Origin of the sequence: Pigmentiphaga aceris (assembly GCF_008119665.1) — a bacterium.
GTDB classification, from domain to species: Bacteria; Pseudomonadota; Gammaproteobacteria; order Burkholderiales; family Burkholderiaceae_B; genus Pigmentiphaga; species Pigmentiphaga aceris.
Genome location: NZ_CP043046.1, coordinates 3,546,229 through 3,569,142 on the forward strand (window position 1 = coordinate 3,546,229; position 22,914 = coordinate 3,569,142).

Here is a 22,914-nt window from a genome sequence, read left to right on the forward strand (position 1 = left end):
CAAAATCACCAGGGCCAAACGGGAACAGGCAGCGCCAAGCCCTTGACGAACAGCAAGACTGCGCCGATCGACATGGCCACACTGAAAATAATCAACTCGCGCCAGCGCGATTCTTTGCTGGCAGCACCGGCCACCAGAATGGTGAGGATCGAACCGACCACCAGACCGAAGCGGCCAGCGGTCAGCGCAAACACGCCTACCGACAGCGCCACGCCAAGCAGCGGACGCAACTCGATCGGTCCAATGGATTGCGCCGCACGCTTGAAGGCGGCGAGCGCCAGGAAATACACGCCAAAACCAAGCAAGCCGATGGCCAGCACCCTTGGCATGAAACCCGCGCCCATATCGGTCAGGGTGCCGAAGGCGAGATTGCGAATGGAATACAGGGCAATGCCGGACACTGCACACAGGAACAAGCCCAGCAGCAAATCGGAGTTACCCAAGATGCTGGGCGAGGCGGTTGCCGTGTTGGAACTACTGGGGGTGTGACTCATCTGACTGTGACTTCTATTGACGGTGTCTGATCTGACGTGGACGCGGGAAGCCGTGAAACACGGCAGAGAATGATGGCCGTGGTTCACGGGCCATCATTCATCCCGTCCTGGCTTATTGAGCCTTGATGCCGGCGTCGGCGATGACCTTGCCCCACGAAGCGGCATTGGTGGTCAGCCAGGTGCCCAGCTCTTCGGGCTTGCCGCCGATGACCTTGCCACCCTGTTGCTTGATGCGATCGATGACTTCCGGGCGCTTCAGGATTTCGGTAACGGCTGCGTTGAACTTGTTGACCAGTGCCGGCGGCGAGCCTGCGGTGGTCACAATGCCTTGCCACGAACCGACGTCTGCATTGGGCAGCTTCGACTGTGCGAAGGTGGGCACGTCGGGGATGCTGGCAATGCGCTCGTCGCCGCTGACGGCCAGGCCGCGCATCTGACCATTGACCACGAAGGGCAAGGTTGCGGTGGCACCGTTGAAGATGGCCTTGCTTTCGCCGGACACCACGGCTTGCGTTGCTGCCGAACCGCCGCGATACGGAACCGTCTTCCACTCGATGCCCAGTTGCTTGGCAATCGACACCGCAACGATGTGGTTCACACCGCCCACGCCCGAATTGGCGACCGCGAGCTTGCCCGGGTTGGCCTTGGCGTAGTCGATCAGTTCAGCCACGCTCTTCACGGGCAGGTCTTTGTTCACGGCCAGGACGTAGGGCGAGAACATCACCATCGACACGGGGGCCAGATCGGCCAGCTTGTACGACAGGTCGGGGAACAGTGCCGGTGCGGTGGCCAGCGAGCCGACGTCGGCCAGCAGGTAGGTATGACCGTCCTTGGCCGCCTTGGCGACGCTGTCTGCGCCGATGTTGCCAGCAGCGCCCGGCTTGTTTTCCACGACAACGGTCTGGCCCAGGGCTTCGCCCAGCGGTTGAGCCAGGATACGCGCTACGGTGTCAGAGGTGCCACCCGGTGCATAGGGCACAACGATGCGGACGGTGCGCTCGAAGTTCTGTGCAGCGGCACCAAAGGAAACCGTGCCGAGCACGACGCCGGCTGCGATTGCGAGGGTCGTAAGTGCTGGCTTGCGAAGGCGCTTGTTCATGAATCTCCGTCCTTGAAATAGTTGGCGAACCGCGCGTTCTAGGGCGCGGCTTGGACGGATTCTAAGGCCGGCTTGCGCGTATGCCAGCACCAAATACGGCATGCGTCGATTCAATAATTGAATCGTTTAAGCTTCATTAGGCACAACCCTTAATGGTTTCCACCAGGGCGGTATTTGGCGAAAATACGGGCTAGCCCACTGGTGATTCCAAAAAGATATCCAGCACGCGACGCACCACGGGCTGCTCATCGCCCGGCCGCCACGCGGCAAAAAGTTCGGCCCCGTTGCCCGTCAGCGGCGTCAGATTCCGGTACACCACCCCTTCAAACCCCAGTCGCCGCGCGGCTTCCGGCACCAGGGCCACCCCCAGGCCGGTACGGACCAATGCCAGTACGGAGTGGATCTGACTGACCTGTTGAACCAGGTTCGGCAGTGCGCCCGCACTGGAAAAAAGTCGATGCACCAGGTCGTGAAAATACCTGGCTTCTGATGAATAGCCGATAACAGGTTCGTCACCGACTTCGGTCAGGTCAATGACTTCATGACCCGACAAACGGTGCTCGGCGGGCAGCGCAAGAATCATCGGCTCACGCAGCACCACCCGGGACAGGTAGCGCGTCGGACTGATCGGCGGACGCACCAGCGCAATGTCCAGGCGACCGGATGCCAGTGCTTCCAGCTGCGTGGCAGTCACCGCTTCCTTCAGCACAAACGACACCTCTGGCAGACGGGTGCGCAGCTTGTGGATCACGTGCGGCAGGAAGTCGTAACCGGAGGCCGCCGTGAACCCGATCGTGACCGTACCGGCATCGCCCCGTGCGGCTCGCTGAATGGACTCCACCGCCCCTTCGGCAAACTGCAGCAGGCGCTGCGCCTGCGGCAGAAAGGTACGCCCCAACGGGGTCAGTCGGACGCGTCGATTGGCCCGATCCAGCAACTGCGCACCCAATGCGTGCTCAAGCAGCTGAATCTGCCGACTGAGCGGGGGCTGGGTCATGTTCAGACGCGTGGCGGCGCGACCGAAGTGCAATTCATCGGCAACCGCAACAAAACAGCGAAGATGGCTGATTTCGAACATCTACAGACTCCTGGGGTACGACTTGCTTGCAGAACGACGATACGCCCGCCCAAACGCAACGCGGCGCCCGGGTAAGCGGGCGCCGCGTGGTTCAAGCGACGGACGATGCCGGTGGCATCATCCGCGTGGCAAGGATTATTCCTGTGCCGGGGCAGCCGGTGCCGCTTCCGGGGCAGCCAGCGGTGCAATCGCCTTGATCGACAGACGCAGACGGCCCTTGTCGTCAGCCTCGATGACCTTGACGCGGACTTGCTGGCCGACCTTCAGCACATCGTTGATGTTCGCGATGCGGTGGTTGGCGATTTCCGAGATGTGCAGCAAGCCGTCACGGCCCGGCAGCACTTGCACGATGGCACCGAAGTCCAGCAGACGCAGCACGCTGCCTTCGTAGACCTGGCCGACTTCGACGTCAGCGGTCAGGTCGGCGATGCGACGTTGTGCTTCGCGGGCACGGTCCAGATCGGCGCTGGAGATGACGATGGTGCCGTCATCCGAGATGTCGATCTGGGTGCCGGTTTCTTCCGTCAGTGCACGGATGGTTGCGCCACCCTTGCCGATCACGTCACGGATCTTTTCCGGGTTGATCTTCATCGACAGCATGCGCGGGGCGAACTGCGACAGTTCACCGTGGGCCGAGCCCAGGGCTTCGCGCATCTTTTCCAGGATGGTCAGGCGGCCTTCGCGGGCTTGTGCCAGCGCGACCTGCATGATGTCCTTGGTGATGCCCTGGATCTTGATGTCCATCTGCAGTGCGGTCACGCCATTGACGGTACCGGCAACCTTGAAGTCCATGTCGCCCAGGTGATCTTCGTCACCCAGAATGTCGGTCAGCACGGCGAACTTGCCGCCGTCCTTGATCAGGCCCATGGCCACACCGGCCACGTGATCCTTGACGGGGACGCCTGCGTCCATCATGGCGAGCGAGCCGCCGCAGACCGATGCCATTGACGAGGAACCGTTCGATTCGGTGATTTCCGACACCAGGCGAATGGTGTACTGGAAGTCTGCCGGTTCCGGCAGCAAGGACACCAGCGAACGCTTGGCCAAACGGCCGTGGCCGATTTCGCGACGCTTCGGCACGCCGATGCGACCGGTTTCGCCGGTGGCGAACGGAGGCATGTTGTAGTGCAGCATGAAGCGGTCACGGTACTCGCCCATCAGGGCGTCGATGATCTGCTCGTCTTGCTTGGTACCCAGGGTGGCGATCACCAGGGCCTGCGTTTCACCACGGGTGAACAGCGCCGAGCCGTGTGCGCGCGGCAGCACGCCCAGACGGATTTCGATCGGGCGAACGGTGCGGGTGTCGCGACCGTCAATACGCGGCTCGCCAGCCAGGATCTGGCCACGGACGATTTGCGCTTCGATGTCGAACAGGATGTTGTCGACCAGGACGTTGTCCGGGGTGGATTCACCGGCGGCAGCAGCTTGCTCGGCCAGCTGAGCCTTGACCGTGGTGGTCAGGGCGCGCAGTTGCACGGTGCGAGCTTGCTTTTCGCGGGTTTGGTAAGCGGCTTCCAGACCAGCTTGCGCGAGTTCCTTGACCTTGGCGATCAGGGGCTCGTTCTTGGCCGGAGCGGTCCATTCCCATTCCGGCTTGCCGGCTTCGGCAACCAGGTCGTGAATGGCATTGATGACGGCTTGCGATTGTTCGTGACCGAACACCACACCGCCCAGCATCACTTCTTCCGACAGCTGCTTGGCTTCCGATTCCACCATCAGCACGGCGGATTCGGTACCGGCAACGATCAGGTCCAGGTCAGAGGTCTTCAGTTGCGAAGCGGTCGGGTTCACGACGTACTGGCCGTCGATGTAACCCACGCGTGCGGCACCGATCGGGCCGTTGAACGGAATGCCCGAGATGGCCAGCGCAGCCGATGCACCGATCATCGCAGCGATGTCGGGGTCGATTTCCGGGTTCACGGACAGGGTGTGGATCACCACCTGGACTTCGTTGTAGAAGCCTTCCGGGAACAGCGGACGCAGCGGACGGTCGATCAGGCGCGAGGTCAGGGTTTCCTTTTCGGAAGGCTTGCCTTCACGCTTGAAGAAACCACCCGGAATGCGGCCGGCTGCGTAGGTCTTTTCGATGTAGTCGACGGTCAGGGGGAAGAAGTCCTGGCCGGGCTTGGCGCTGGTGCGTGCGACCACGGTGGCGAGCACCACGGTGTCTTCGATAGAGACCACCACAGCACCCGAAGCCTGGCGAGCGATTTCGCCGGTTTCGAGGGTGACGGTGTGCTGGCCGTACTGGAATGATTTCGTGACTTTATTGAACAACATGGGTGGGCATCCTGTTTAGGGTTGCTTGCATGGACCCGGCGGGAGTCCGTGAACCGGCCGCGCATTCAATGCGTTGGCCGATTTGGGACACGCTAGAAAACAAAAATGCCTGTGACAGGCAATCCTGACACAGGCACTCTCGATCCCGCGGGGGGTTGAACAGCACCAGCTTGCGCAAGGTTTTCGTTGCGCAAGCCAGCCGGAAGCCCGTAGCCGGTGCACGGGTTTGATCCCCTGCGCCGCTGACGATCTGGACGAATCCAGTTGTCAAAACCTCCACGGACTTCCTTTCTTGACCAGCTTACTTACGCAGGCCGAGCTTCTCGATCAGACCACGGTACGCATCGGCGTTGCGACGCTTCAGGTAGTCCAGCAGCTTGCGGCGACGGCTCACCATGCGCAGCAGACCGCGACGCGAGTGGTGATCCTTGACGTGTTCTTTGAAGTGACCGGTCAGCTCGTTGATGCGAGCGGTCAGCAGTGCGACCTGGACTTCCGGCGAACCGGTGTCGCCTTGGGCGCGTTGGTATTGCGAAACGATGTTCGCCTTGTCGATGTTTGCTACAGACATGGAATCCTCTCCGAAACTGGCGACGGGGCCGAGGCGCCCCGACGTGGGTTGATGTGCTGCTTTCCTCATTTTCCCCACTCAATTCACTCGCAAAGCTCATCAAGAACCGGGCCAAGTGGACAAGCGGAAAACGAAAAAAGCCCTTGAGTATAGCGCTATTTTCAAGCTGGCGTATAGGCCTGCGTGCATCGGCCGTGTTGACCGGGCTGAATGCATCGCGTCGATCACACGCCAAAGCAGTGCCCTGTCAGACCGGCACCTGCGCATCCCAGCCGATCAGGCATCCCGCACCCGCTCTGGCCGCGACCACATCCAGGCAGCGCCGCAGGCCATGCCCACTGCCAGCACCGCAACCAGAATGCGATGATCCGGCAAGGTCCACAGCATGATGCCAAGCGCCACACTCATGCTCAGGCTGGCACCCAGCTTGGCACGCCGGGTTACCACGCGCCCGTTGTGCCAATTGTGGATGATCGGGCCAAACAGGCGATGCCTGAGCAACCAGGCACGCAGCCGTGGCGAACCCTTGCTGGCCGCCCACGCCGCCAGCAACACGAATTCGGTACTGGGAATACCCGGCAGAAAGACAGCGATCACCGCCAGCCCCAGGCTGACATAGGCAAGAATCAGCCACAGCCAGCGAACGGCTGGGTGCGCCGGCTTGGCGTCCGGCAGATTGGTTTCTGGCGGGGTTTTTGATGGATGCGCACCATCTTGCCCGACGTTCGGCGCAGACGAAGCCACCACCGCAGAATTGTCGGCAGGCACGTTGACGAGATCTTCCTTACGCTGCGACACGACGCTATTTGCCGAAACTAGAAGCCACGATTATCGCAGCCTTCACGACGCCGCCACCGGCTCGGCACCCAGCAAGCTTGCAGCAATCGCATCACAAGCCTGTTGGCGGCGCGCGCTGGCGTCCACCTTGCCATTCAAGGTGGACCACGTGGGATGCGCCCGCGCGCCATGCAAGGCCTCGGGCAGCTTGCCGCTGCGCCAGACCTTTTCGATATCGGCATCCAGTTTCAGTGGGGTTTGCGAGGCGTGGCCTCGACGCGCCAGCGCACGGGCCAACGACAACTGACGCAAGGCCAACACCTGCAATACCTCGTCGCCCACGGTCAACTCCCGGTATCCGCGCACCCGGTCGAATGCCTGACGCCCTACCCGCTCAAGCCCTTCCCAGGCCCCACCCGCCGCAGCACCCGCCAAGGTCGCCACGCCCAAGGTCAGGCCACCCGCCATCACATCGACCACTGCGCCCACGCCCGCACCCGCCACCAGGCCACGCGCCACCCGTACACCCGTGTCTTTCAAGGCTTGCGGATGAAACAGATCGGTTTCCCATCGACCTTCGGTCAAGGGCAAGTTCGCCGAGTCATAGTCACTGGCGACAAACCCATATAAGGACAACAAGGCATCGACCGCCGCCTGCTCACGCGCGCGCACCGCGTCGTGCAGGTCTTTGAGCGCGGCTTCCACGGCGGCGGCATCGCCTTGCACCCGACGACGCAAGGCCGCCGTATCGATCAGCAAGTCGGCAATGCGCTGCGCAGCCGCCCGAAAGCGGTTCTGCTTCTGCAGCGCCAGGTCGTCGATCAAGCTGCGGGTGATCGCCTCGGCCCGCGCGTCCAGCAAGGTTGCCAGACGCGTGTACAGCCGTGCCTCGCCATCTTCGGCAGGCACGGCGGCGTCGAATTCCACAATCGCATGCAAGCCCAGACGGGCAAGCGTCTCGCGCCATTCACTTGCGCGGCTTTCTGGCTGGGCGATGAAGTTCAACACGGGCAACAGGGGGCGTGCGCAAGCACCCAGAATCAGCAGCTCGTCGCGATGCTTGGGCAATACCGGGTCGCGCGCATCGACCACGTACAAGGCCGCGTCACTGGCCAGCAGCTGGCGGACAACCTTGGCTTCCTGCTCGAAACGGCCTTTGGCTTCGGGCGTATCCAAGAAACGCGCAATGCGTGCCGGGCCGTCGGGGCGTTGCGCCAGGCCGTCCAGCGGGCGGGTATCCAGGCGCTCAAGGTAGGCAAGCAGAGCAATGGCATCTTCTACACCAGGGGTGTCATACAAGGTCAGCACCCGCTCACCCTTGACCATCAGGTGCACACCTTCGACATGGCGCGTGACACCAGGCCGATCGGCTACTTCACCGAAATCCCGGTCGCGCGCCAAGGTGCGCAGCAATGAGGTTTTGCCGGTATTGGTGTGGCCCACAACGGCGATACGCAGGGCTTCGCTCATGGCAGCGTCTCCCCAGAGGGGGATTGGGGCGAGGCAGTTGTGGCGGGCGCAGTCTGTGGATTGGGCAGTTGTGGGTTGCCTGGCATTGAATTGCCTGGTTTTGCACTACCCGTCGCAAGCCAATCCCAGACATCAGCTTCGCTGCCAGCAATCGAACCGCCAAGCTCACTCATGCTCAGCCTGTCCACCCAAGCCTGACGACGACTGGGCGATGCCTTGGCCGAACCTGCCAACAGAATGCGGCTCTCGGCAGCCAACCCAATCAACTCAGCAACCAGCGCCACGGTGCCCCGGTCAGGCGTCTGGCGCGCGTCACACACTACCAGCAGCCGCGCCGGGCGCGCCGCGTGCAAACGCTCGATGGCAGCCTCGCGCTGTGGCCCGCTATCGATGACACCAGCGTCATACACAGAGGGGGATTGCGTCTGCGTCGCTCGCAGATCTTCGGGCAGCTCGACAGAGATCAGCCACGCCTGACCGGGTGCGACTTGCTGACCACTGGAACGCACGTGTCGTGAGGCAGCTTCGTGTGTTGCGGTATCTGCCGGCAGCCCAGGATGATCGTGCGCCCCGCTTGTTTGCGGATTCGAACCTGGCGGAGTCAAACCTGGCTGATTCAGACCCGACTGACACACCCCCGACTGACTCCCATCGAACAAATTTGATTCGGGCAGCGCACGACTCGAAGCCTGAGCGGCATGACTCGCATGCGTCGACACCCACTCCCCAGCCGGTGCAGGATCGATCACCCCCGTGCGACGCGAAGCAGGCCGCAGCCGGGCTTCCAGGGTATCCAGCCCCGGCAACGACATATCCACCGTCAGCGTATTCACCCCACGGCGCACCTTCCAGACACATATCAGCAAGGCCAACGCACGTGGCAGCACCCCATAGACGGCCACCACGCCCAGCAACCAACCCGCCCATATCGCACGACCGTCCGCAGGCTGCGTCGCCACACCATCACTGGCGCGGATCAGCGCAGCGTCTGGCGTAGGCAGGCCCAGCATTCCGGGCAGACTCCCCAACCACAAGGCCAGCCGTTCCACATAGCCCGGGTCGAGAATCGTCGTCTCCCACACGAAGTCATAACGGCGGGTGGCAAGCATGGCCAACAAGGTCACCAGCGCGGCCCCCAAGGCCAACAGCCAGATCGCATGGCTGACGCCACCCAACAACCAAGGCAGCAAGCGCGCCCGCGCCATCAGATTCACCAAAGACTGCGGCGCAAGCGCCCCGGCAGGCCCGCGCGCAGCCCGCCGCGCCAAGACCAACCAAAGCTTGCCCAAGGCACCGCCCGAGCCCGCCCCGGTTGCCAGCGACCACGCCAGACCGCCCAACCATAAGAAAAGTGTTAGAACATGCAAACCCAGCAAGCCACTGACGGCCCAGAGCAGATTCACGGGCCGGCTGGCATCACCCAAGGCCGCAGTCGCAGTACCCGCTCCCAGCAACACAGCCACCACGCCCAACAACAAGGCAGCCAGATTCGCCCCGCCACGCCAGGTGCGCACGGCCTCGACCAGCCCTTCCCGCGCAGCCAATTGAGCCGCACGCTGGGTCAATGCAGCGTCCAGCGGCAGTTCGCGGGCGCGCAGCGCGCGCATTTCCGCGTCGTCGGCAAGCGGCCCCCACAAGGATTCGCGCAGGCGAACGGCTTCGACCAGCCAGTGGGACATCAACGGCGAAGCCGCTGCGGGAACATCTGAAGGCGAAGCAGGCGAAGAAGCGGAAGGCAAAGGAAGCGACAATGGGCAGGAGACGTGAAAGAGATGCGGCGCGTTTGCGGGTACGCAAGGGGGGTACGCAAAAGGATGTACAAGACAGCGCGCAAGGCAACGCACGAGGGGAAGGCGCAGGTCAGGTGCAAAGGAAGTGCAAGGCAACCAGCACGCGCCCAAGCTTACGTTTTTCACCTGCGCGGGTAAACCACCACCCGCCTGATCGGCGCGCCGCTTGGTACAGTCAAGCCATTGGAGGACATCACCGTGAACATTACCCTACCCCTACGCCTTGCTGCCACGGCTGTGCTCGTGGCGGCCCTGGGTGCCTGTGCATACCCTGGTCAATTGCAAACAGGCACCAGCGTGACCGAGGCCACGTCGAAATACGGCGCGCCGGTCGTGGAACGCCCGCTGCCAGGCGGCGGCAAGCGCCTGATCTGGACCACGCAGCCCCTGGGCCAATACGCCTGGCGCGCCGATGCTGACGCCAGCGGCACCATTCGCAGCGTCACACAGGTCCTGAGCACGCCGGAATTTGACCGGCTGTCTCAGGGCACCTGGACCAGGGACCGCCTGTTGGGCGAATTCGGCCCGCCCGCCGAAGTATCCACCGTGGGCTTCCGAACCAGCACTGAAGTCTGGTCGTGGCGCTATAAGGAATCGGACGTCTTCCCGTACATGCTGTATGCGTACTTCGACGATCGCGGAAACATGATCCGCTATCACAAGGGACCGGACCCGATGTTCGATGCCAAGGATGGCAGCGGGGATCGGCCGTAAGCCACCGTTTGTGCAAGGGGCCACCGTTTGTGCAAAAGGCGATAGTCAGCGCACGGCGCAAAGCCCCTCGCAGACCGTCTTGCGCATGGCCACGTCGATCCGATCGAAGTGCTTGGCAAATGGTGCCTTGGCTGCAGGGTCCAGCGCGTCCATCTCGGTCAAGACCTGCTGGCGCGCGGACACGGGCATGGCTGCCTGGACCGTGTCCGCAACGTCCGACAATGCCGCCAGCATGGCCTCTTTGTAGGCGGGTGACAGGCGGTCATCGTGCATCACCTCGAACAGGCTGGTGTAGTTGCTGGCAATGCCATCCAGCATATTGCGCAGCTTCGCCATTCGCGGGTCTCTGGCACGCGCCTCGGGACTGATTGCTTCCACCATTTCCAGAAGCGGTGCCAGTTGCTTTGACATGCAGCGCACCAGGAATGGCTGGATCAGCGCCAGCTCTTCCTGGAACGTGTAGGTGTTCTGCATCATGACGGCTGCTGCCTGATGGCCCACTTCGGGAAGTTGCGACTTGCGATCGATGCGGCGGTCCAGGTCGAACAAGGCATAGGCGACAGAAATCTGGTTCGCGCTATGACACACCGAAATCAAATCGCCTAGCTGCGCCTGCGTGAAAGTGCGCCCATCAAGGAACTGGCGGTGATCGGACAGACGTTTGATGAGCGGACCGGCGTCTGGGTCGCTCAGCCGAGGCATGCCACCCTGCTTCATGGCAATGTCCAGCTTTTTGCCGAGGGTCTGGCTGTCTGCCAGATAATCACTCAGGCTCTGGGCTTGAACCGAGAAACTGGCCAACGCCAATGCCGATGAAATGATCAGTCTTTTATAAATCATGCGTACCCAGTCAGAAGGTCAACACACCAGCCCGCGCGCATTGACTGAAGGCCGTGGTTTGAAGGCAATAGCTTAAAGGCCGTGCCTGCCAGCCGTGCCCGGCGCGGAACAGGCTCGATTTATAAACGCATGCATTGACCCGGCAAAAACAAAAAACAACTGGAAAGATAAAAGCGCGTTTTGAAGCATGAGCATCGCGACATCCCCCGCACACGAAAACGCGCAGCGGCTGCGCGCCATCGTATCTACCTCGGCATCGCTGATGGCTGCATTGCGGGCGGCGCGCTCGCTTGCGCTGCATGATTGGTGTATCGGGGCAGGTGCGGTCCGATCGCTGGTCTGGGACACGCTGCACGGCCATGCATGCCCCTCGGCCCCCGAGGACATCGATGTCGTCTACTACGACGCGCGGGCGTGTCCTGCGCAAGACGCGCAGCTTGAAGCCCGCTTGCGGGCAACGATCCCGACAATGCGCTGGGAAGTCACCAATCAGGCCCACGTCCACGAGTGGTTCGCCAGCACGCTTGGCCAGACCGTTGCGCCGTTTTCCAGTCTGAAAGAAGGCATTGCGACATGGCCTGAATATGCAACCTGCGTTGGCGTGTACGTGAACGAAGATGATTCAATCGGCATCGTCGCCCCATACGGACTGGATGATCTGTTCAACCTTCGGGTTCGGCACAACCCGACCAGAGCAAGTCTGGACACCTACCGGCAGCGTGTGCATGACAAGCGATTCCAGGAACGCTGGCCCAGGCTGTCGATCAGCATGGAATGAACGCACAACAAACAGGCAAAAAAAACGGCGACCTTGTCAGATCGCCGTTTTCCATAAGTATTGCTGCAGGCAGTAATACGTCAAACGCTCATTCGGGCAGACCACGCCGCTGACGCTTCAGCCGTTGCGCCTTCTGCCATCTCCAGAACCACAGCGCATAGCCGCTCAAACCGTAGATCACGAACAGCCCGAACAGTGCAATCGGCGGATCAACCGAGATGAACACGAACGCCAGCACCACCAGCAAAATGCCCCAGAATGGCACGCTGCGGCTCAGGGCAAACGACTTGCCGCTGAAGAACGGTGCATTGCTGACCATCGACACACCAGCGTAGACCGTGACGGCGAACGCTACCCACGGCAACCAGAGTTCCTGGATCGTGAGCTTGTTGTCCACCGCCAGCCAGACAAAGCCTGACACCAAGGCAGCAGACGCCGGGCTGGGCAAGCCTTGGAAATAACGCTTGTCCACCACCGTCAGGTTGGTGTTGAAGCGTGCCAGGCGAAGTGCTGCGCCAGCCACGTAAATGAATGCAGCCAGCCAACCCCAGCGGCCCAGGTCTTTCAAAATCCATTCGTACATGACCAGCGCGGGTGCCACGCCGAACGAGCACATGTCGGACAGCGAGTCGTATTGCTCGCCGAAGGCCGACTGGGTGTTGGTCAGACGCGCCACGCGGCCGTCCATGCCGTCCAGCACCATGGCGGCAAAAATGGCCATGGCGGCTACGTCGAAGCGGCCGTTCATGGCTTGCACGATGGCGTAGAAGCCCGCAAACAGGGCTGCCGTCGTAAAGGCGTTAGGAAGCAGGTAAATGCCGCGCCGGCGCCGTTCAATCTCTGTCATCAGATCTCCGCAAGAATCGTCGTGGTTGCGCTGACCTTGTCGCCGATGGTGACTCGGGGACGCGCTTCTGGCGGCAGGTATACGTCCACCCGCGATCCAAAGCGGATGAAGCCGTAGCGCTGGCCGCGGCTCAAGGTTTCACCGTTTTTGACATAGCAAAGAATGCGCCTGGCAATAAGGCCTGCCACTTGTACCGAGGTAACCACCACGCCATCAGGACGGCGGATGACGATGGCGTTGCGCTCGTTGTCCAGCGAGGCCTTGTCCAGGTCTGCGTTGACGAACTTGCCGGGGAAGTAGGCAACGCTTTCTACCGTGCCGTCGACAGGCGCGCGGTTCGAGTGAACGTTGAAGACATTCATGAACACACTGATTTTCAGCGATTCACGTTTTGCGTAGGGATCGAACACTTTTTCGACCGAGACAATACGGCCGTCGGCGGGCGACAGCACGGCGTTGGCCTGGGTCGGCGCCGTACGCGGCGGGTCTCGGAAGAACTGGAGGATGAACAGCGTGATGATCCACAGGGGAATCGACCACGAGAACGACCAGAACGAGACGAGCACCGAAAGGACGGCGGCGGCGCTGAGATAGGGCCAGCCTTCTCGCGCAATGATGGGGTGTGGGTAGTGTGTCTGCATGGGTGAAGATTAACCGATGCGCGCGCTGCCCGCCTGCTCGAAATTGCGGGCTGGCGCGATGGGCGGGCGCGTGCTGTCGACACGGCCCGCCCTGCCCCGCCAATGCTTATGCCAGTGCCTAGGTCAGTGCTTACGCCAGGAGCTGGCGACGCGCGGCAATAAAGGCGTTGCGGCTGCGCTCGGCCAGGTCGTGGCGACCGGCGTCAATGCGCTGTTTGCCAGCCGTCCAGACGCCTGCGATATCCGGTGCGCCACGCTGCGAGAAGATATGCGCACCCAATGCCTGCGCGGCTGGCAGGCCTGCCAGCCCGGCGCTGGCACCGTCCAGCACAACAAAGTCGGCCTGCTGACCGACGACCAGACCGCCCACGGCACGGGCGCTGGCGCGCGCGCCACCGGCAACTGCTTCCAGATACATGCGCTCGGACACCTGCGGTCGCGCATGCGACGCCAGTACGTTGCGGCGCTGAAGCAGCAGACGTTGGCCGTATTCGAACAGGCGCAATTCTTCGGTCACGCTGAGCGATGCATTGCTGTCAGACCCGATCCCCCAGGAACCACCGGCATCCAAGTACCGTTCGGCATCGAAGAAGCCATCGCCCAGGTTGCCTTCGGTCGTCGGGCAGATGCCGGCCGTGGCACCGCTGCGGGCCAGGCCAAGGGTTTCGGCTTCGACCATGTGCGTGGCGTGGATCACGCACCAGCGCTGGTCCACCGGCATGTGATCGAGCAACCAGGCAATCGGGCGCTGGCCGCTCCACGCGATGCAGTCTTCGACTTCGCGCTGTTGCTCGGCCACGTGAATATGCACGGGTGCCGTGGCATCCAGCGCATGCAAGCCGGCAACCGCGTCACGCAAGGCCTCGGGCGGGACGGCGCGCAGGGAATGCGGTGCCAGGCCAAGCCGTGCGTTCAACTCGGGGGCGGCCTTGCATTGCTGGGCCAGGCGGTCGATCAGACGCAGCATCGCGTCCGTGCCAGACAGGAAACGACGCTGGTCGGCCTGGGCTGGTTTGCCCCCAAAACCACCGGTCTGATACAGCACCGGCAACAAGGTCATGCCAATGCCGGTGGCCTTGGCCGCGCGCATCAGCGCCTGCATCATCTCGGTCGCGTCAGCGTAGGGCTGGCCGTCTTCCTGGTGATGCACGTAGTGGAATTCGCAGACGGTGGTGTAGCCGGCCGCCAGCATCTCGATGTAAAGCTGCGTCGCAATCGCTTCCAATGCTTCTGGCGTCATGCGCAGCGCAAAGCGGTACATCAGTTCGCGCCAGCTCCAGAAGCTGTCGGCGCGAGTACTGCGAAACTCGGTCAGGCCCGCAAAACCACGCTGAAATGCGTGCGAGTGCAGGTTGGGCATGCCAGGCAGCAACGGCCCGGCCGCACGCGGCACATCGGAACTGGGCAGGCTGTCGGGTTCGACACGGGTCAGGCGACCCGTTTCATCCCAGTTCAGCAGAACGTGTCGAGCCCAACCTTCGGGAAGCAGCGCCTCGGCGGCGAAAAGCGTGTGCATCATGGATAACAGTGGAAAAAATGGATTATTCGCGGCTCAACACAGCTTGCAGGAAGGAACGCGTGCGCGCCTCGCGGGGATTGGTGAACACCACAGCCGGGTCACCTGCCTCGACAATCACACCGCCGTCCATGACGACCACGACATCGGCCACTTCACGTGCAAAGCCCATTTCGTGGGTGACCACCATCATGGTCATGCCTTCCTTGGCCAGCAACTTCATCACCTGCAAGACTTCACCCACCAGCTCGGGATCGAGCGCCGAGGTCGGTTCGTCAAACAGCATGACACGCGGTTCCATGGCCAGCGCGCGGGCAATCGCAACCCGCTGTTTCTGACCGCCTGACAAGCTGCCCGGCATGGCGTCGGCCTTGTGCGACAGACCCACCTTTTCCAGCAGTACGCGTGCACGTTTTTCTGCATCGGCACGCGACAGGCCAAGCAGCTTGCGCGGGCCCACGGTCACGTTGCCCAACACGCTCAGGTGCGGAAACAGGTTGAAGCCCTGGAACACCATGCCCACGTGCTTGCGCAGCTCGTTCAGCTCGGACTCGGGCAGCATCTTGCCGTTATCGACCAAGCGTTTGCCGCAGATGTCGACGCTGCCGGCTTCAGGCACTTCCAGGCCATTGCAGCAACGCAGGAAGGTACTTTTGCCCGACCCGCTGGGGCCAATCACGACCACCACTTGCGAGGCATCGACATGGAAGTCGATGCCGTTCAATACTTTGTTCGCCCCGAAGGACTTGGCCAGGCCCCGGATATCGATCAACGGGGTCTTGCCCGTGGCATTCATCGCGGTCGAACTCATTGCACCATCCCTCCTGCACGCAGGCGCTTTTCAATCATGCGCAACACCAGGGTCGCAATGCTCGTCAACACGAAATACACCAATGCCACCGCCAGGTAGACCTCCAGCGAGCGGTAAGACACGCTGATGATCTTCTGCCCTTCATGCATCACATCGTGAATGGTCAACAAGGACACCAAGGCCGAATTCTTGATCAGTGCGATGAACTCGTTGCCCAGCGGCGGAATCATCCGCACGAAGGCTTGCGGCAATACGATTGCGCGCATGGCCATGCCGGACGACATGCCCATCGAACGGGCCGCCTCGGTCTGACCGCGATCCACCGACTGGATTGCGCCACGCACGATTTCCGACACATAGGCACCGGAATAAATGCCCAGGCCCACTGCGCCGCAGAAGAACGCCGGCAACATGATGTCGAAATGTGGCAGGCCGTAGAACCACAGGAACAACTGCACCAACAACGGGGTACCCCGAATGAAGCTCACATACGCCGTGCAAAGCCCATAGATCACGCGCTTTTTCGGGTCGAGCCGGCCAATGCCAACCAGCAGACCTATTGCACAGCCCAGCAACAAGGCCACGGCAGTCAGTTCAACCGTGACCAGCGCGCCACGCGCCAGGTCGCCGGCACCGGCGATCACCGGCGCAAAATCGAGTTCCATCAGGTATTCCCCGCTATCGGTCCAGAAAAGCCAATCAGTCAGATGCGCCGTTTATTGGGCAGGCGATTCGAACCACTTCTTGATCAGCGCGTCGTAGGTGCCGTTGGCCTTGATCTTGACCAGCGCTGCGTTCAGTTCCTTGGTCAGTTCCGGGCGGTCCTGACGCACGGCAATGCCGTAGTTCTCGGTGGTCAATTGCTCTTCCAGCACACGGAAGCCCGGACGGCTTTGTGCGAACAGCTTGGCAGCAGGCTTGCCGGTCACGGCAGCAGCGGTACGGCCGATTTCAGCCAGGTTGAACATTTCCTGGTTCTTTTCGACTTCGGTACGACGCACCAGCGGGTGGTTTTCCTTCAGGTAGTTGACCGACTTGGTACCGACCTGAACGCTGACGTACTTGCGGTCCAGATCCTTCAGGGTCTTGATTTCCGGGTCTTTGGTGACGACCACCAGGCCACCGGCGTAGTACGGGTCGGTGAAATCAACGACCTTGGCGCGTTCCGGCGTGATGTAGATGGCCGACACGGCGATGTCGAAGCGCTTGGACACCAGACCCGGGACCAGACCCTTGAAGTCGATGTCGGTCCATTCGATCTTCTTGCCGGCAGCGGCAGCCAGTGCTTCGGTCAGTTCGATGTCAAAGCCCGTGCGCTTGCCGTCTTTGAAGAACTCCATCGGCGGGAAGGTTGCATCGGTCACGGCGCGGATGACATTGGCGTCTTGTGCGAATGCGGTGCCACTGAGCGTCAGGGCGGCCAGGGCCAGGATCGAGAACGAACGGCGGGTAATCATGGGGGGTCTCCTCCAGGGGGCTTAGAAGCTCTGCAGACGCGCAGAGATGCGACCGGCGGCAATCACCGTCCGATCGATTAAATTTTTCTCGCGCGAGATCGCGCGGACACTGGGTGCCATCAAGGTCAGCGAACCAGCGGCACGGTCGCGGCGGCGGTATACCGGTACACCCACGCCCCAGATGCCGGCATCGACCTCACTGTCGCTGATCGCAAATCCGGCACGGCGCACGGCCTCCAGTTCATCGAGCAGGCGTTCGCGTGACTCGGGCTCGTTGGCCAGCAATTCGTCCAGCACGGCGGTGCAGGCAGCGCTTGGCATGAAGGCCAGCAGCGACTTGGCGGACGCACCACGCAACAGGGTCACGCCACGGCCACGCTCGAAAGAGCAACGCAGCGGCTGCGTGCTTTCCACGATGTCCAGGCAGACAACCTGATTCTTGACCGCCACCACCAGCCCCACGCTTTCGCCGGATTCACGCGACAGGCGCTCCATCTCGGGCCGTGCTTCGCGCACCAGTTGCTCGGCGTTATCGAAGCCGACCGCAAGCTGCAAGCTGACCGGACCGGGCGCGTATTCGCCATCGCGTTCAGACACGAACCCCCAGCGCTTGAGCAATGCCACCTGGCGGTAGACCGTGCTGGTCGCCATGCCGGTGTGCTCGGCCAGCGCCGCCACGGTCAGGGGACGGCCCTCTTGCGCCAAGGTCGCCAAAAGGTACAGAACGCGATCAGCGCCGGCGGATGGGACGGGTTTGTCCAACGGAGACTCGAAAAGTGTGTCTTGATGTATTTCCGGAGCTTAGCGGCGATTCTCGACACGTGGGGGAAGCATTCCCACCAAATGAGAATCAGCAGAACTTTTTGTTAGGCAACCACGATTAACGCAGGCGTAAAGGAATGCTGTCACGCATCGGCGAAACGGGTCAGAAGCCAATGGGATATGGAAAGTGAGAAGAGAAAGCAGAGCGAAGCAACCCTGCCATGCCGACCTGAGCAGGTGGCCAAACCGCACGCCAGCAAACGACGAATCTGCAAGCGATAAACCGATTTACAAGAACTGGATGGCAACAGCGGATGGCAACAGCACACTGCCCTGTAGCCCGCCGCCGCCATCCATTTCAACAAGGGGCTTTATGCGCTGAGCGCAACGACTGGAAGTCGTTACGGGCGACCCCGTGGATGTGAAGCGCCCTTCACACCCTTGTCGTCAACTTAGTTCGCGTCGCCGCGTTGCGCCAGGATCTCGACCAATTCGGGCACCAGCACTTGCGGATCGCTGTCCTTCACCGCGCCATTGAAGGTCTGGCGAACCCCATCGGCGATGGCGCGGGCGCAATGGCCGTCTTCGGCCATGGTGGTGTAGTAATCCAGGTCTTTCAGCGCATTGGACATCGCGAAGCGCAGGCCGCTCGTGTCCTTGTCGGTGATGGCCGGCTTGATGCGTTCCAGCGCCGTGCCGCCGCCACCGCCCTTGCTCAGCACTTCGATGAACACATCGCCCGAGATGCCCGCGCGCTCGGCGCAAGCGGCCGCTTCGGCGATCAGAGCGACCGAGCCCAGCGATACGAAGTTGTGCAGCAGCTTCATGCGGTGGCCGGCACCCACTGCGCCTGCGTGCGTGATGTTCTCGGCAAAGCATTCCAGCAGCGGACGGCATTCGGCAAACAAGGCCTCGTCCGCGCCAACCAGCAGATTCAGACGACCTTCGGCGGCTTCCTTGGGCGTACGCGTCATCGCGGCGTCCATGAAGCGACCACCGGCTTCGGACACGACGCCTGCCAGGCGCTCGGTCGAGGTGGGAATGGCGGTAGAGCAATCGATGATCACGGTGCCGGGCTTGATGCCCTTCAGCACACCGGTGTCGCCCAGCAACACCGCTTCAACCTGCGGCGACCCTGTCACGCAGAGCAGCACGATATCGACCTGGGATGCCAACGCGCTTGCGGTGTCGACGGTCTTGACGCCTGCGGCGAGCAAGGTGTCGAGCGGCTGGTTGCCCGGGTGCGCCAATACGACGAGTGAATGTCCATGCTTGACGATGTTGCTGGCAATGCCGTGTCCCATCATGCCAACACCGATCATGCCGATATTCATCTTGGTCATTTATATCCTTGCGAGAAACGTGAAATGTTGAGTAATTGCCGTTAACGGTGCTGCCCGCAGGCCGGCTGTTTACCAGCCCGCTGCCGCACCATCGCTTCGTGGGTCTGATCCACCCTCGAACAGACCGTCGGCATGCATCACGATAGCGCCTGCATGCCCCATGCTCTCATCGTAGGGCTGCAGCACATCCACCTGGTGGCCCAAGGCTCGCAATGCCAGGACGGTTTCGTCCGGGAAGCGTGATTCCACTTTCAGGGAATCGCTGCTCTGCCCCCAGGTGCGCCCCAACAACCAGCGCGGGGCATCGATGGCGGCTTGCGGATTCATGCCCATGTGCACGATCCGGCTGAACACGGCGCTTTGCGACTGCGGTTGCCCGTCTCCGCCCATGTTGCCGTAGACCAGCGTGCGGCCGTCAGCCAGATGCGCCATGGCCGGATTGAGCGTGTGGAACGGCTTGCGGCCCGGTGCGATCGGGTTGCGAGCGGCCGGGTCCAGCGAGAAGCTACAGCCGCGATTCTGCCAGTTGATGCCTGAGCCTGGCAGCACCAGGCCGCTGCCGAATTCGTGATAAATGCTCTGGATGAAGCTGACCGCCACCCCGTTGCGATCGATGGCCCCCATCCAGACGGTATCAGCAGGCCCCTGCCCTGCGCCCCAGGGCGCAGCGTGATCGCGCGACACGCGTGCCGTCATGGCGTCGAGCGCATCGGCGGCCAAAAAACTGGCGGGATCAAGGCTCATGTGACGCGGGTCGGTGATGTGCTTGTCGCGCACCGCGAAGGCTTGTTTGGTTGCCTCCACACACGCATGCACAAAACTCGCGCCAAGCGATTCCAGCGCCGGATGCCACAGGCGATCCAGCTGCCCCAAAATCAACAAGGACACCAGCCCTTGGGTAGGCGGCGGCATGTTGTAGACGGTACCAAGCGTGTGCCTGAGCGCAAGCGGCGTCTTCCACACAGCTTCATGCGCTTCCAGGTCTGCCAAAGCCAGCGGGCTGCCTACTGATTGCAGGTCAGTGGCAATGCTGCGCGCCAGTTCGCCCCGGTAGTAGTCATCAAGCCCTGCTTTGGCCAGGTGCTCAAGCGTGGCTGCCAGGCGCGGCTGCTGGAAGCGCGCACCAATCGCGGGTGCAGCACCGTCTTGCAGAAAGGTATCGGCAAACCCGGGCAGCTGATCCAGTTCCTGGCGACGGTTGGCGGTACAAACCGACTGACTGCGGGTGGTCGAAATGCCATCTTTCGCGTAGAAAATGGCATCTTCCAGCAAGCGCGACAAGGGCAGTCGGCCACCCAGTTCGGCCTGTGAATACGACAACGCGGCCTGCCATCCCGACACGGTGCCGGCCACGGTATTGGCGGCCAAGCCGCCGCGCGTGGGGACCGCAGTCAGCCCGTGGGCACGATAGGCGTCGATGTTGGCCGCAGCAGCCGCCGCACCACACGCTTCCAGGCCGCGCGGTGCCTCGCCGGGTTTGGAGATCAGCCAGAAGCCGTCACCGCCAATGCTGTTCATGTGGGGGTAGGATGCGGCGATCGCAGCCGCTGCCGCAATCATGGCCTCGACGGCATTACCACCATCACGCAAGACGGCCAGACCGCTTTGGGCTGCCAAGGTGTTCGGTGCCACCACCATGCCGCGTGAACCACGCGCCGGATTGGGAAAAGAGGTCAAAGCGACTCCTGATTAGGGGGTGACGAGGTAGAGGTACGCAACAGGAAACGCATCAATTCGGGCACCGTTCCCATGACGTGCTCACGCGCTGCGCGCTCGCAGCGGTCAGGGTCACGGCTGTGCAGCGCGCTCATCAGCGCGCGGTGGTCGTCACGGGCGGTGCTGTCGCCAGGCGACTCACGCTTCCAGAGCCGCATGTAGGGCTCGACAATCACGTGCAGGCCGGATATCTGGCGCGCCAGACGCGGACGGTCGCTGAGCGCGCACAAGGCTTCATGAAACTCGCGGTGGGCGCTTGCCCAGTCTGCGCGCGTATCGAGCGGGTCTTGCGAGTCAAGGCGATCGAGCATGCGCTCAAGATCGTCGAGTGCGCGGCTGGTCAGATTAGGCAGCGCCAGACGTGCTGCCAGCCCTTCGAGCACGGCTCGCATTTCGAACACTTCCTGCATGTCCGGCACGTTCAAGCCGCTGACAACTGCACCACGATTCGGCCGGATGGTGATCAGGCCATCGGCCGCAAGCCGTCGAAAGGCTTCGCGCACCGGCATGCGGCTGGTGCCGATCTCAACCGCAATGACTTCGGGTACCAGACGTTCACCCGCACGGTATCGGCCCGTGCGGATGGCGGCGTGAAGGTGGCGATACGCCTCGTCTTCCGCAGTGATCGCCAACGTTCCTGCATATAAACCCGCCTGCATGACCATCCTTGAAGTCCGCTATTCGGCAATCTACGTACAAGATTGGCCAATTGGATACAAGGATACACTCGACAGCAGTCAGGCAGACACCTGGGTCATATCGCAGATGGTGTCACGACCCGCCCGCTTGGCAGCATAGAGCGCGTCATCGGCAAGCCGCAGCAAGTCTTTGCCACGGGGGTCGCTTGCGCCCTGCATGGTGGCAATGCCGATGCTGAGCGTTACCCGCCCCTGCTTGCTGCGTTCGTGATCGATGCCCAGCGCACGCACTTCATTGCAAAGCTGGGTAGCCAGCATGCGCGTGGCATCCAGGTCGCACGCGGGCAGAATCATCGCAAACTCTTCGCCCCCGTACCGGCAGGCAACGTCGTCGCAGCGCTGCTGGCGTCGCAGGAACACGACGGCAACCTGGCGCAGGCAATCGTCGCCCCTCAGATGGCCATAGGTGTCGTTGAACAGCTTGAAATGATCGATATCGGCCATCAGCACCGACAGACTGGTGCCGGTGCGCCGAGCACGCTGACAGGCCTTTTCCAGCTCGTCGTCCAGATAGCGCCGGTTGTGCAGGCCAGTCAGGCCGTCGGTATGGGCCAGCGTCTGCAAGTGCCGGGTAGTCTGCATCTGAGTGCGTACGTGCTGCACGATCGACAGCATGATGGCGTTGAGCAGCGCCAGTTCGGCGGGCAGGTTGCTGAACAAGGCCACTTGCATGCCCCAGCTGCCAGGCGAATGACGGCCCGACCACGCCAGGGCCTGCACGGCAAGCAAGGCGATCAACCATGTCGAGATCATGCATTCGCTGCGGCGATTGACAATCAATACCAAAGCCAGAATCGGGGCGGCACCGATCAAGGTCGACAGTGCCACATGCAAACCGCCGCCAGACAAGGCGTGTGCCTCTGCCAGCGGCAACATGGCAATCAACGACAGGCCAGCTACCAGCACACCAGCGGTTGCCGACAGGCTCCAACCCGTGTGTCGATGAACCGGCGTGGCGGCGCTGATATCTTCACGCAGGGCATAAAGCAGAATCAAGGCCACATATCCCAGGGTTCCGCCCGCGTAAAACCATAAGGAAAGTACGCGCGCAAACTCGGTGTTGGTCACCAGTGCTGCGCCGCTTTCCCCGACAACGAGCAGCGCGAAAGCCGCACCAAGGTAGCGCAAGCCCTGATTCGGCAAAATGGCAGACAAGGCGGTCAGCATGACAGCGATTGCCATGTGAAGCCCGGCTTGCAAACCCGCTTGCAGGCCAGTTTGCAATCCGGTCT

The 22,914-nt window shown here is 62.0% G+C and carries 22 protein-coding genes; 2 read left to right on the forward strand and 20 right to left on the reverse strand.

The window, feature by feature from the left end; translation table 11 throughout:
- Positions 1–5 precede the first annotated feature (5 nt).
- The 8 genes from FXN63_RS15380 to FXN63_RS15415 all read right to left on the reverse strand — a co-directional run bounded on the left by FXN63_RS15380 (position 6) and on the right by FXN63_RS15415 (position 9,448).
- Entirely contained in the window at positions 6–494 is a 489-nt protein-coding gene (locus FXN63_RS15380) for a tripartite tricarboxylate transporter TctB family protein (RefSeq protein WP_148816114.1), read from the reverse strand.
- Positions 495–606: 112 nt separating this feature from the next.
- Positions 607–1,593, reverse strand: a complete 987-nt coding sequence (locus tag FXN63_RS15385) for a Bug family tripartite tricarboxylate transporter substrate binding protein (protein WP_148816115.1) — start codon at positions 1,591–1,593, stop codon at positions 607–609.
- A gap of 190 nt (positions 1,594–1,783) precedes the next feature.
- The gene (locus tag FXN63_RS15390) at positions 1,784–2,671 is read right to left on the reverse strand and encodes a LysR family transcriptional regulator (RefSeq protein WP_148816116.1); all 888 of its coding nucleotides are present in this window, start codon (positions 2,669–2,671) and stop codon (positions 1,784–1,786) included.
- A 135-nt stretch (positions 2,672–2,806) separates the two neighbouring features.
- Positions 2,807–4,948 (reverse strand): polyribonucleotide nucleotidyltransferase, encoded by a 2,142-nt coding sequence (gene pnp, locus FXN63_RS15395; protein WP_148819389.1) that lies wholly within the window; start codon positions 4,946–4,948, stop codon positions 2,807–2,809.
- Positions 4,949–5,252: 304 nt separating this feature from the next.
- Positions 5,253–5,522: a 30S ribosomal protein S15 gene (gene rpsO, locus FXN63_RS15400; protein WP_148816117.1), complete on the reverse strand. Its 270-nt coding sequence runs from the start codon at positions 5,520–5,522 to the stop codon at positions 5,253–5,255.
- A gap of 276 nt (positions 5,523–5,798) precedes the next feature.
- The gene (locus FXN63_RS15405; protein WP_246164834.1) at positions 5,799–6,320 is read right to left on the reverse strand and encodes a YbaN family protein; all 522 of its coding nucleotides are present in this window, start codon (positions 6,318–6,320) and stop codon (positions 5,799–5,801) included.
- 42 nt (positions 6,321–6,362) lie between these two features.
- Positions 6,363–7,769 carry a GTPase/DUF3482 domain-containing protein gene (locus FXN63_RS15410; protein ID WP_148816118.1) on the reverse strand — a complete coding sequence of 469 codons (1,407 nt, stop codon included), beginning with the start codon at positions 7,767–7,769 and terminating at the stop codon, positions 6,363–6,365.
- Positions 7,766–9,448: a DUF2868 domain-containing protein gene (locus FXN63_RS15415; RefSeq protein WP_148816119.1), complete on the reverse strand. Its 1,683-nt coding sequence runs from the start codon at positions 9,446–9,448 to the stop codon at positions 7,766–7,768. The genes FXN63_RS15410 and FXN63_RS15415 overlap by 4 nt, the downstream gene beginning before the upstream one ends.
- A 309-nt stretch (positions 9,449–9,757) precedes the next feature.
- Between FXN63_RS15415 and FXN63_RS15420 the strand changes: the two genes are divergently transcribed.
- Positions 9,758–10,273 carry a hypothetical protein gene (locus FXN63_RS15420; RefSeq protein WP_148816120.1) on the forward strand — a complete coding sequence of 172 codons (516 nt, stop codon included), beginning with the start codon at positions 9,758–9,760 and terminating at the stop codon, positions 10,271–10,273.
- Between the two features lie 45 nt (positions 10,274–10,318).
- Here the strand turns inward: FXN63_RS15420 and FXN63_RS15425 are convergent, their stop codons facing one another.
- On the reverse strand, positions 10,319–11,113 hold the full coding sequence (locus FXN63_RS15425) for a hypothetical protein (RefSeq protein ID WP_148816121.1): 795 nt from the start codon (positions 11,111–11,113) through the stop codon (positions 10,319–10,321).
- Positions 11,114–11,300: 187 nt separating this feature from the next.
- Here FXN63_RS15425 and FXN63_RS15430 point away from each other — a divergent pair, with 187 nt between their 5' ends.
- Entirely contained in the window at positions 11,301–11,891 is a 591-nt protein-coding gene (locus FXN63_RS15430) for a nucleotidyltransferase family protein (RefSeq protein ID WP_187394910.1), read from the forward strand.
- 88 nt (positions 11,892–11,979) lie between these two features.
- Here the strand turns inward: FXN63_RS15430 and pssA are convergent, their stop codons facing one another.
- The 11 genes from pssA to FXN63_RS15485 all read right to left on the reverse strand — a co-directional run bounded on the left by pssA (position 11,980) and on the right by FXN63_RS15485 (position 22,864).
- Positions 11,980–12,738: a CDP-diacylglycerol--serine O-phosphatidyltransferase gene (gene pssA / locus FXN63_RS15435; protein WP_148816122.1), complete on the reverse strand. Its 759-nt coding sequence runs from the start codon at positions 12,736–12,738 to the stop codon at positions 11,980–11,982.
- Positions 12,738–13,379, reverse strand: coding sequence for a phosphatidylserine decarboxylase (locus FXN63_RS15440; RefSeq protein ID WP_148816123.1), 642 nt, complete (start codon positions 13,377–13,379; stop codon positions 12,738–12,740). Before FXN63_RS15440 ends, pssA begins: the two co-directional genes overlap by 1 nt.
- A gap of 130 nt (positions 13,380–13,509) precedes the next feature.
- A complete protein-coding gene (locus tag FXN63_RS15445) occupies positions 13,510–14,898 on the reverse strand; it encodes a formimidoylglutamate deiminase (protein ID WP_148816124.1) in 1,389 nt (462 codons plus the stop codon).
- A 22-nt stretch (positions 14,899–14,920) separates the two neighbouring features.
- On the reverse strand, positions 14,921–15,706 hold the full coding sequence (locus FXN63_RS15450) for an amino acid ABC transporter ATP-binding protein (RefSeq protein ID WP_148816125.1): 786 nt from the start codon (positions 15,704–15,706) through the stop codon (positions 14,921–14,923).
- The gene (locus tag FXN63_RS15455) at positions 15,703–16,371 is read right to left on the reverse strand and encodes an amino acid ABC transporter permease (RefSeq protein ID WP_148816126.1); all 669 of its coding nucleotides are present in this window, start codon (positions 16,369–16,371) and stop codon (positions 15,703–15,705) included. Before FXN63_RS15455 ends, FXN63_RS15450 begins: the two co-directional genes overlap by 4 nt.
- A 51-nt stretch (positions 16,372–16,422) precedes the next feature.
- Positions 16,423–17,163, reverse strand: a complete 741-nt coding sequence (locus FXN63_RS15460) for a transporter substrate-binding domain-containing protein (protein WP_148816127.1) — start codon at positions 17,161–17,163, stop codon at positions 16,423–16,425.
- 21 nt (positions 17,164–17,184) lie between these two features.
- The gene (locus FXN63_RS15465; RefSeq protein ID WP_148816128.1) at positions 17,185–17,925 is read right to left on the reverse strand and encodes an IclR family transcriptional regulator; all 741 of its coding nucleotides are present in this window, start codon (positions 17,923–17,925) and stop codon (positions 17,185–17,187) included.
- A 452-nt stretch (positions 17,926–18,377) separates the two neighbouring features.
- Positions 18,378–19,268, reverse strand: coding sequence for an NAD(P)-dependent oxidoreductase (locus FXN63_RS15470; protein WP_148816129.1), 891 nt, complete (start codon positions 19,266–19,268; stop codon positions 18,378–18,380).
- Positions 19,269–19,337: 69 nt separating this feature from the next.
- Entirely contained in the window at positions 19,338–20,906 is a 1,569-nt protein-coding gene (locus tag FXN63_RS15475; RefSeq protein WP_148819395.1) for a gamma-glutamyltransferase family protein, read from the reverse strand.
- Between the two features lie 35 nt (positions 20,907–20,941).
- Positions 20,942–21,643, reverse strand: coding sequence for a GntR family transcriptional regulator (locus FXN63_RS15480; RefSeq protein WP_148816130.1), 702 nt, complete (start codon positions 21,641–21,643; stop codon positions 20,942–20,944).
- Positions 21,644–21,721: 78 nt separating this feature from the next.
- A complete protein-coding gene (locus tag FXN63_RS15485; RefSeq protein WP_187394911.1) occupies positions 21,722–22,864 on the reverse strand; it encodes a GGDEF domain-containing protein in 1,143 nt (380 codons plus the stop codon).
- Between the last annotated feature and the right edge of the window lie 50 nt (positions 22,865–22,914).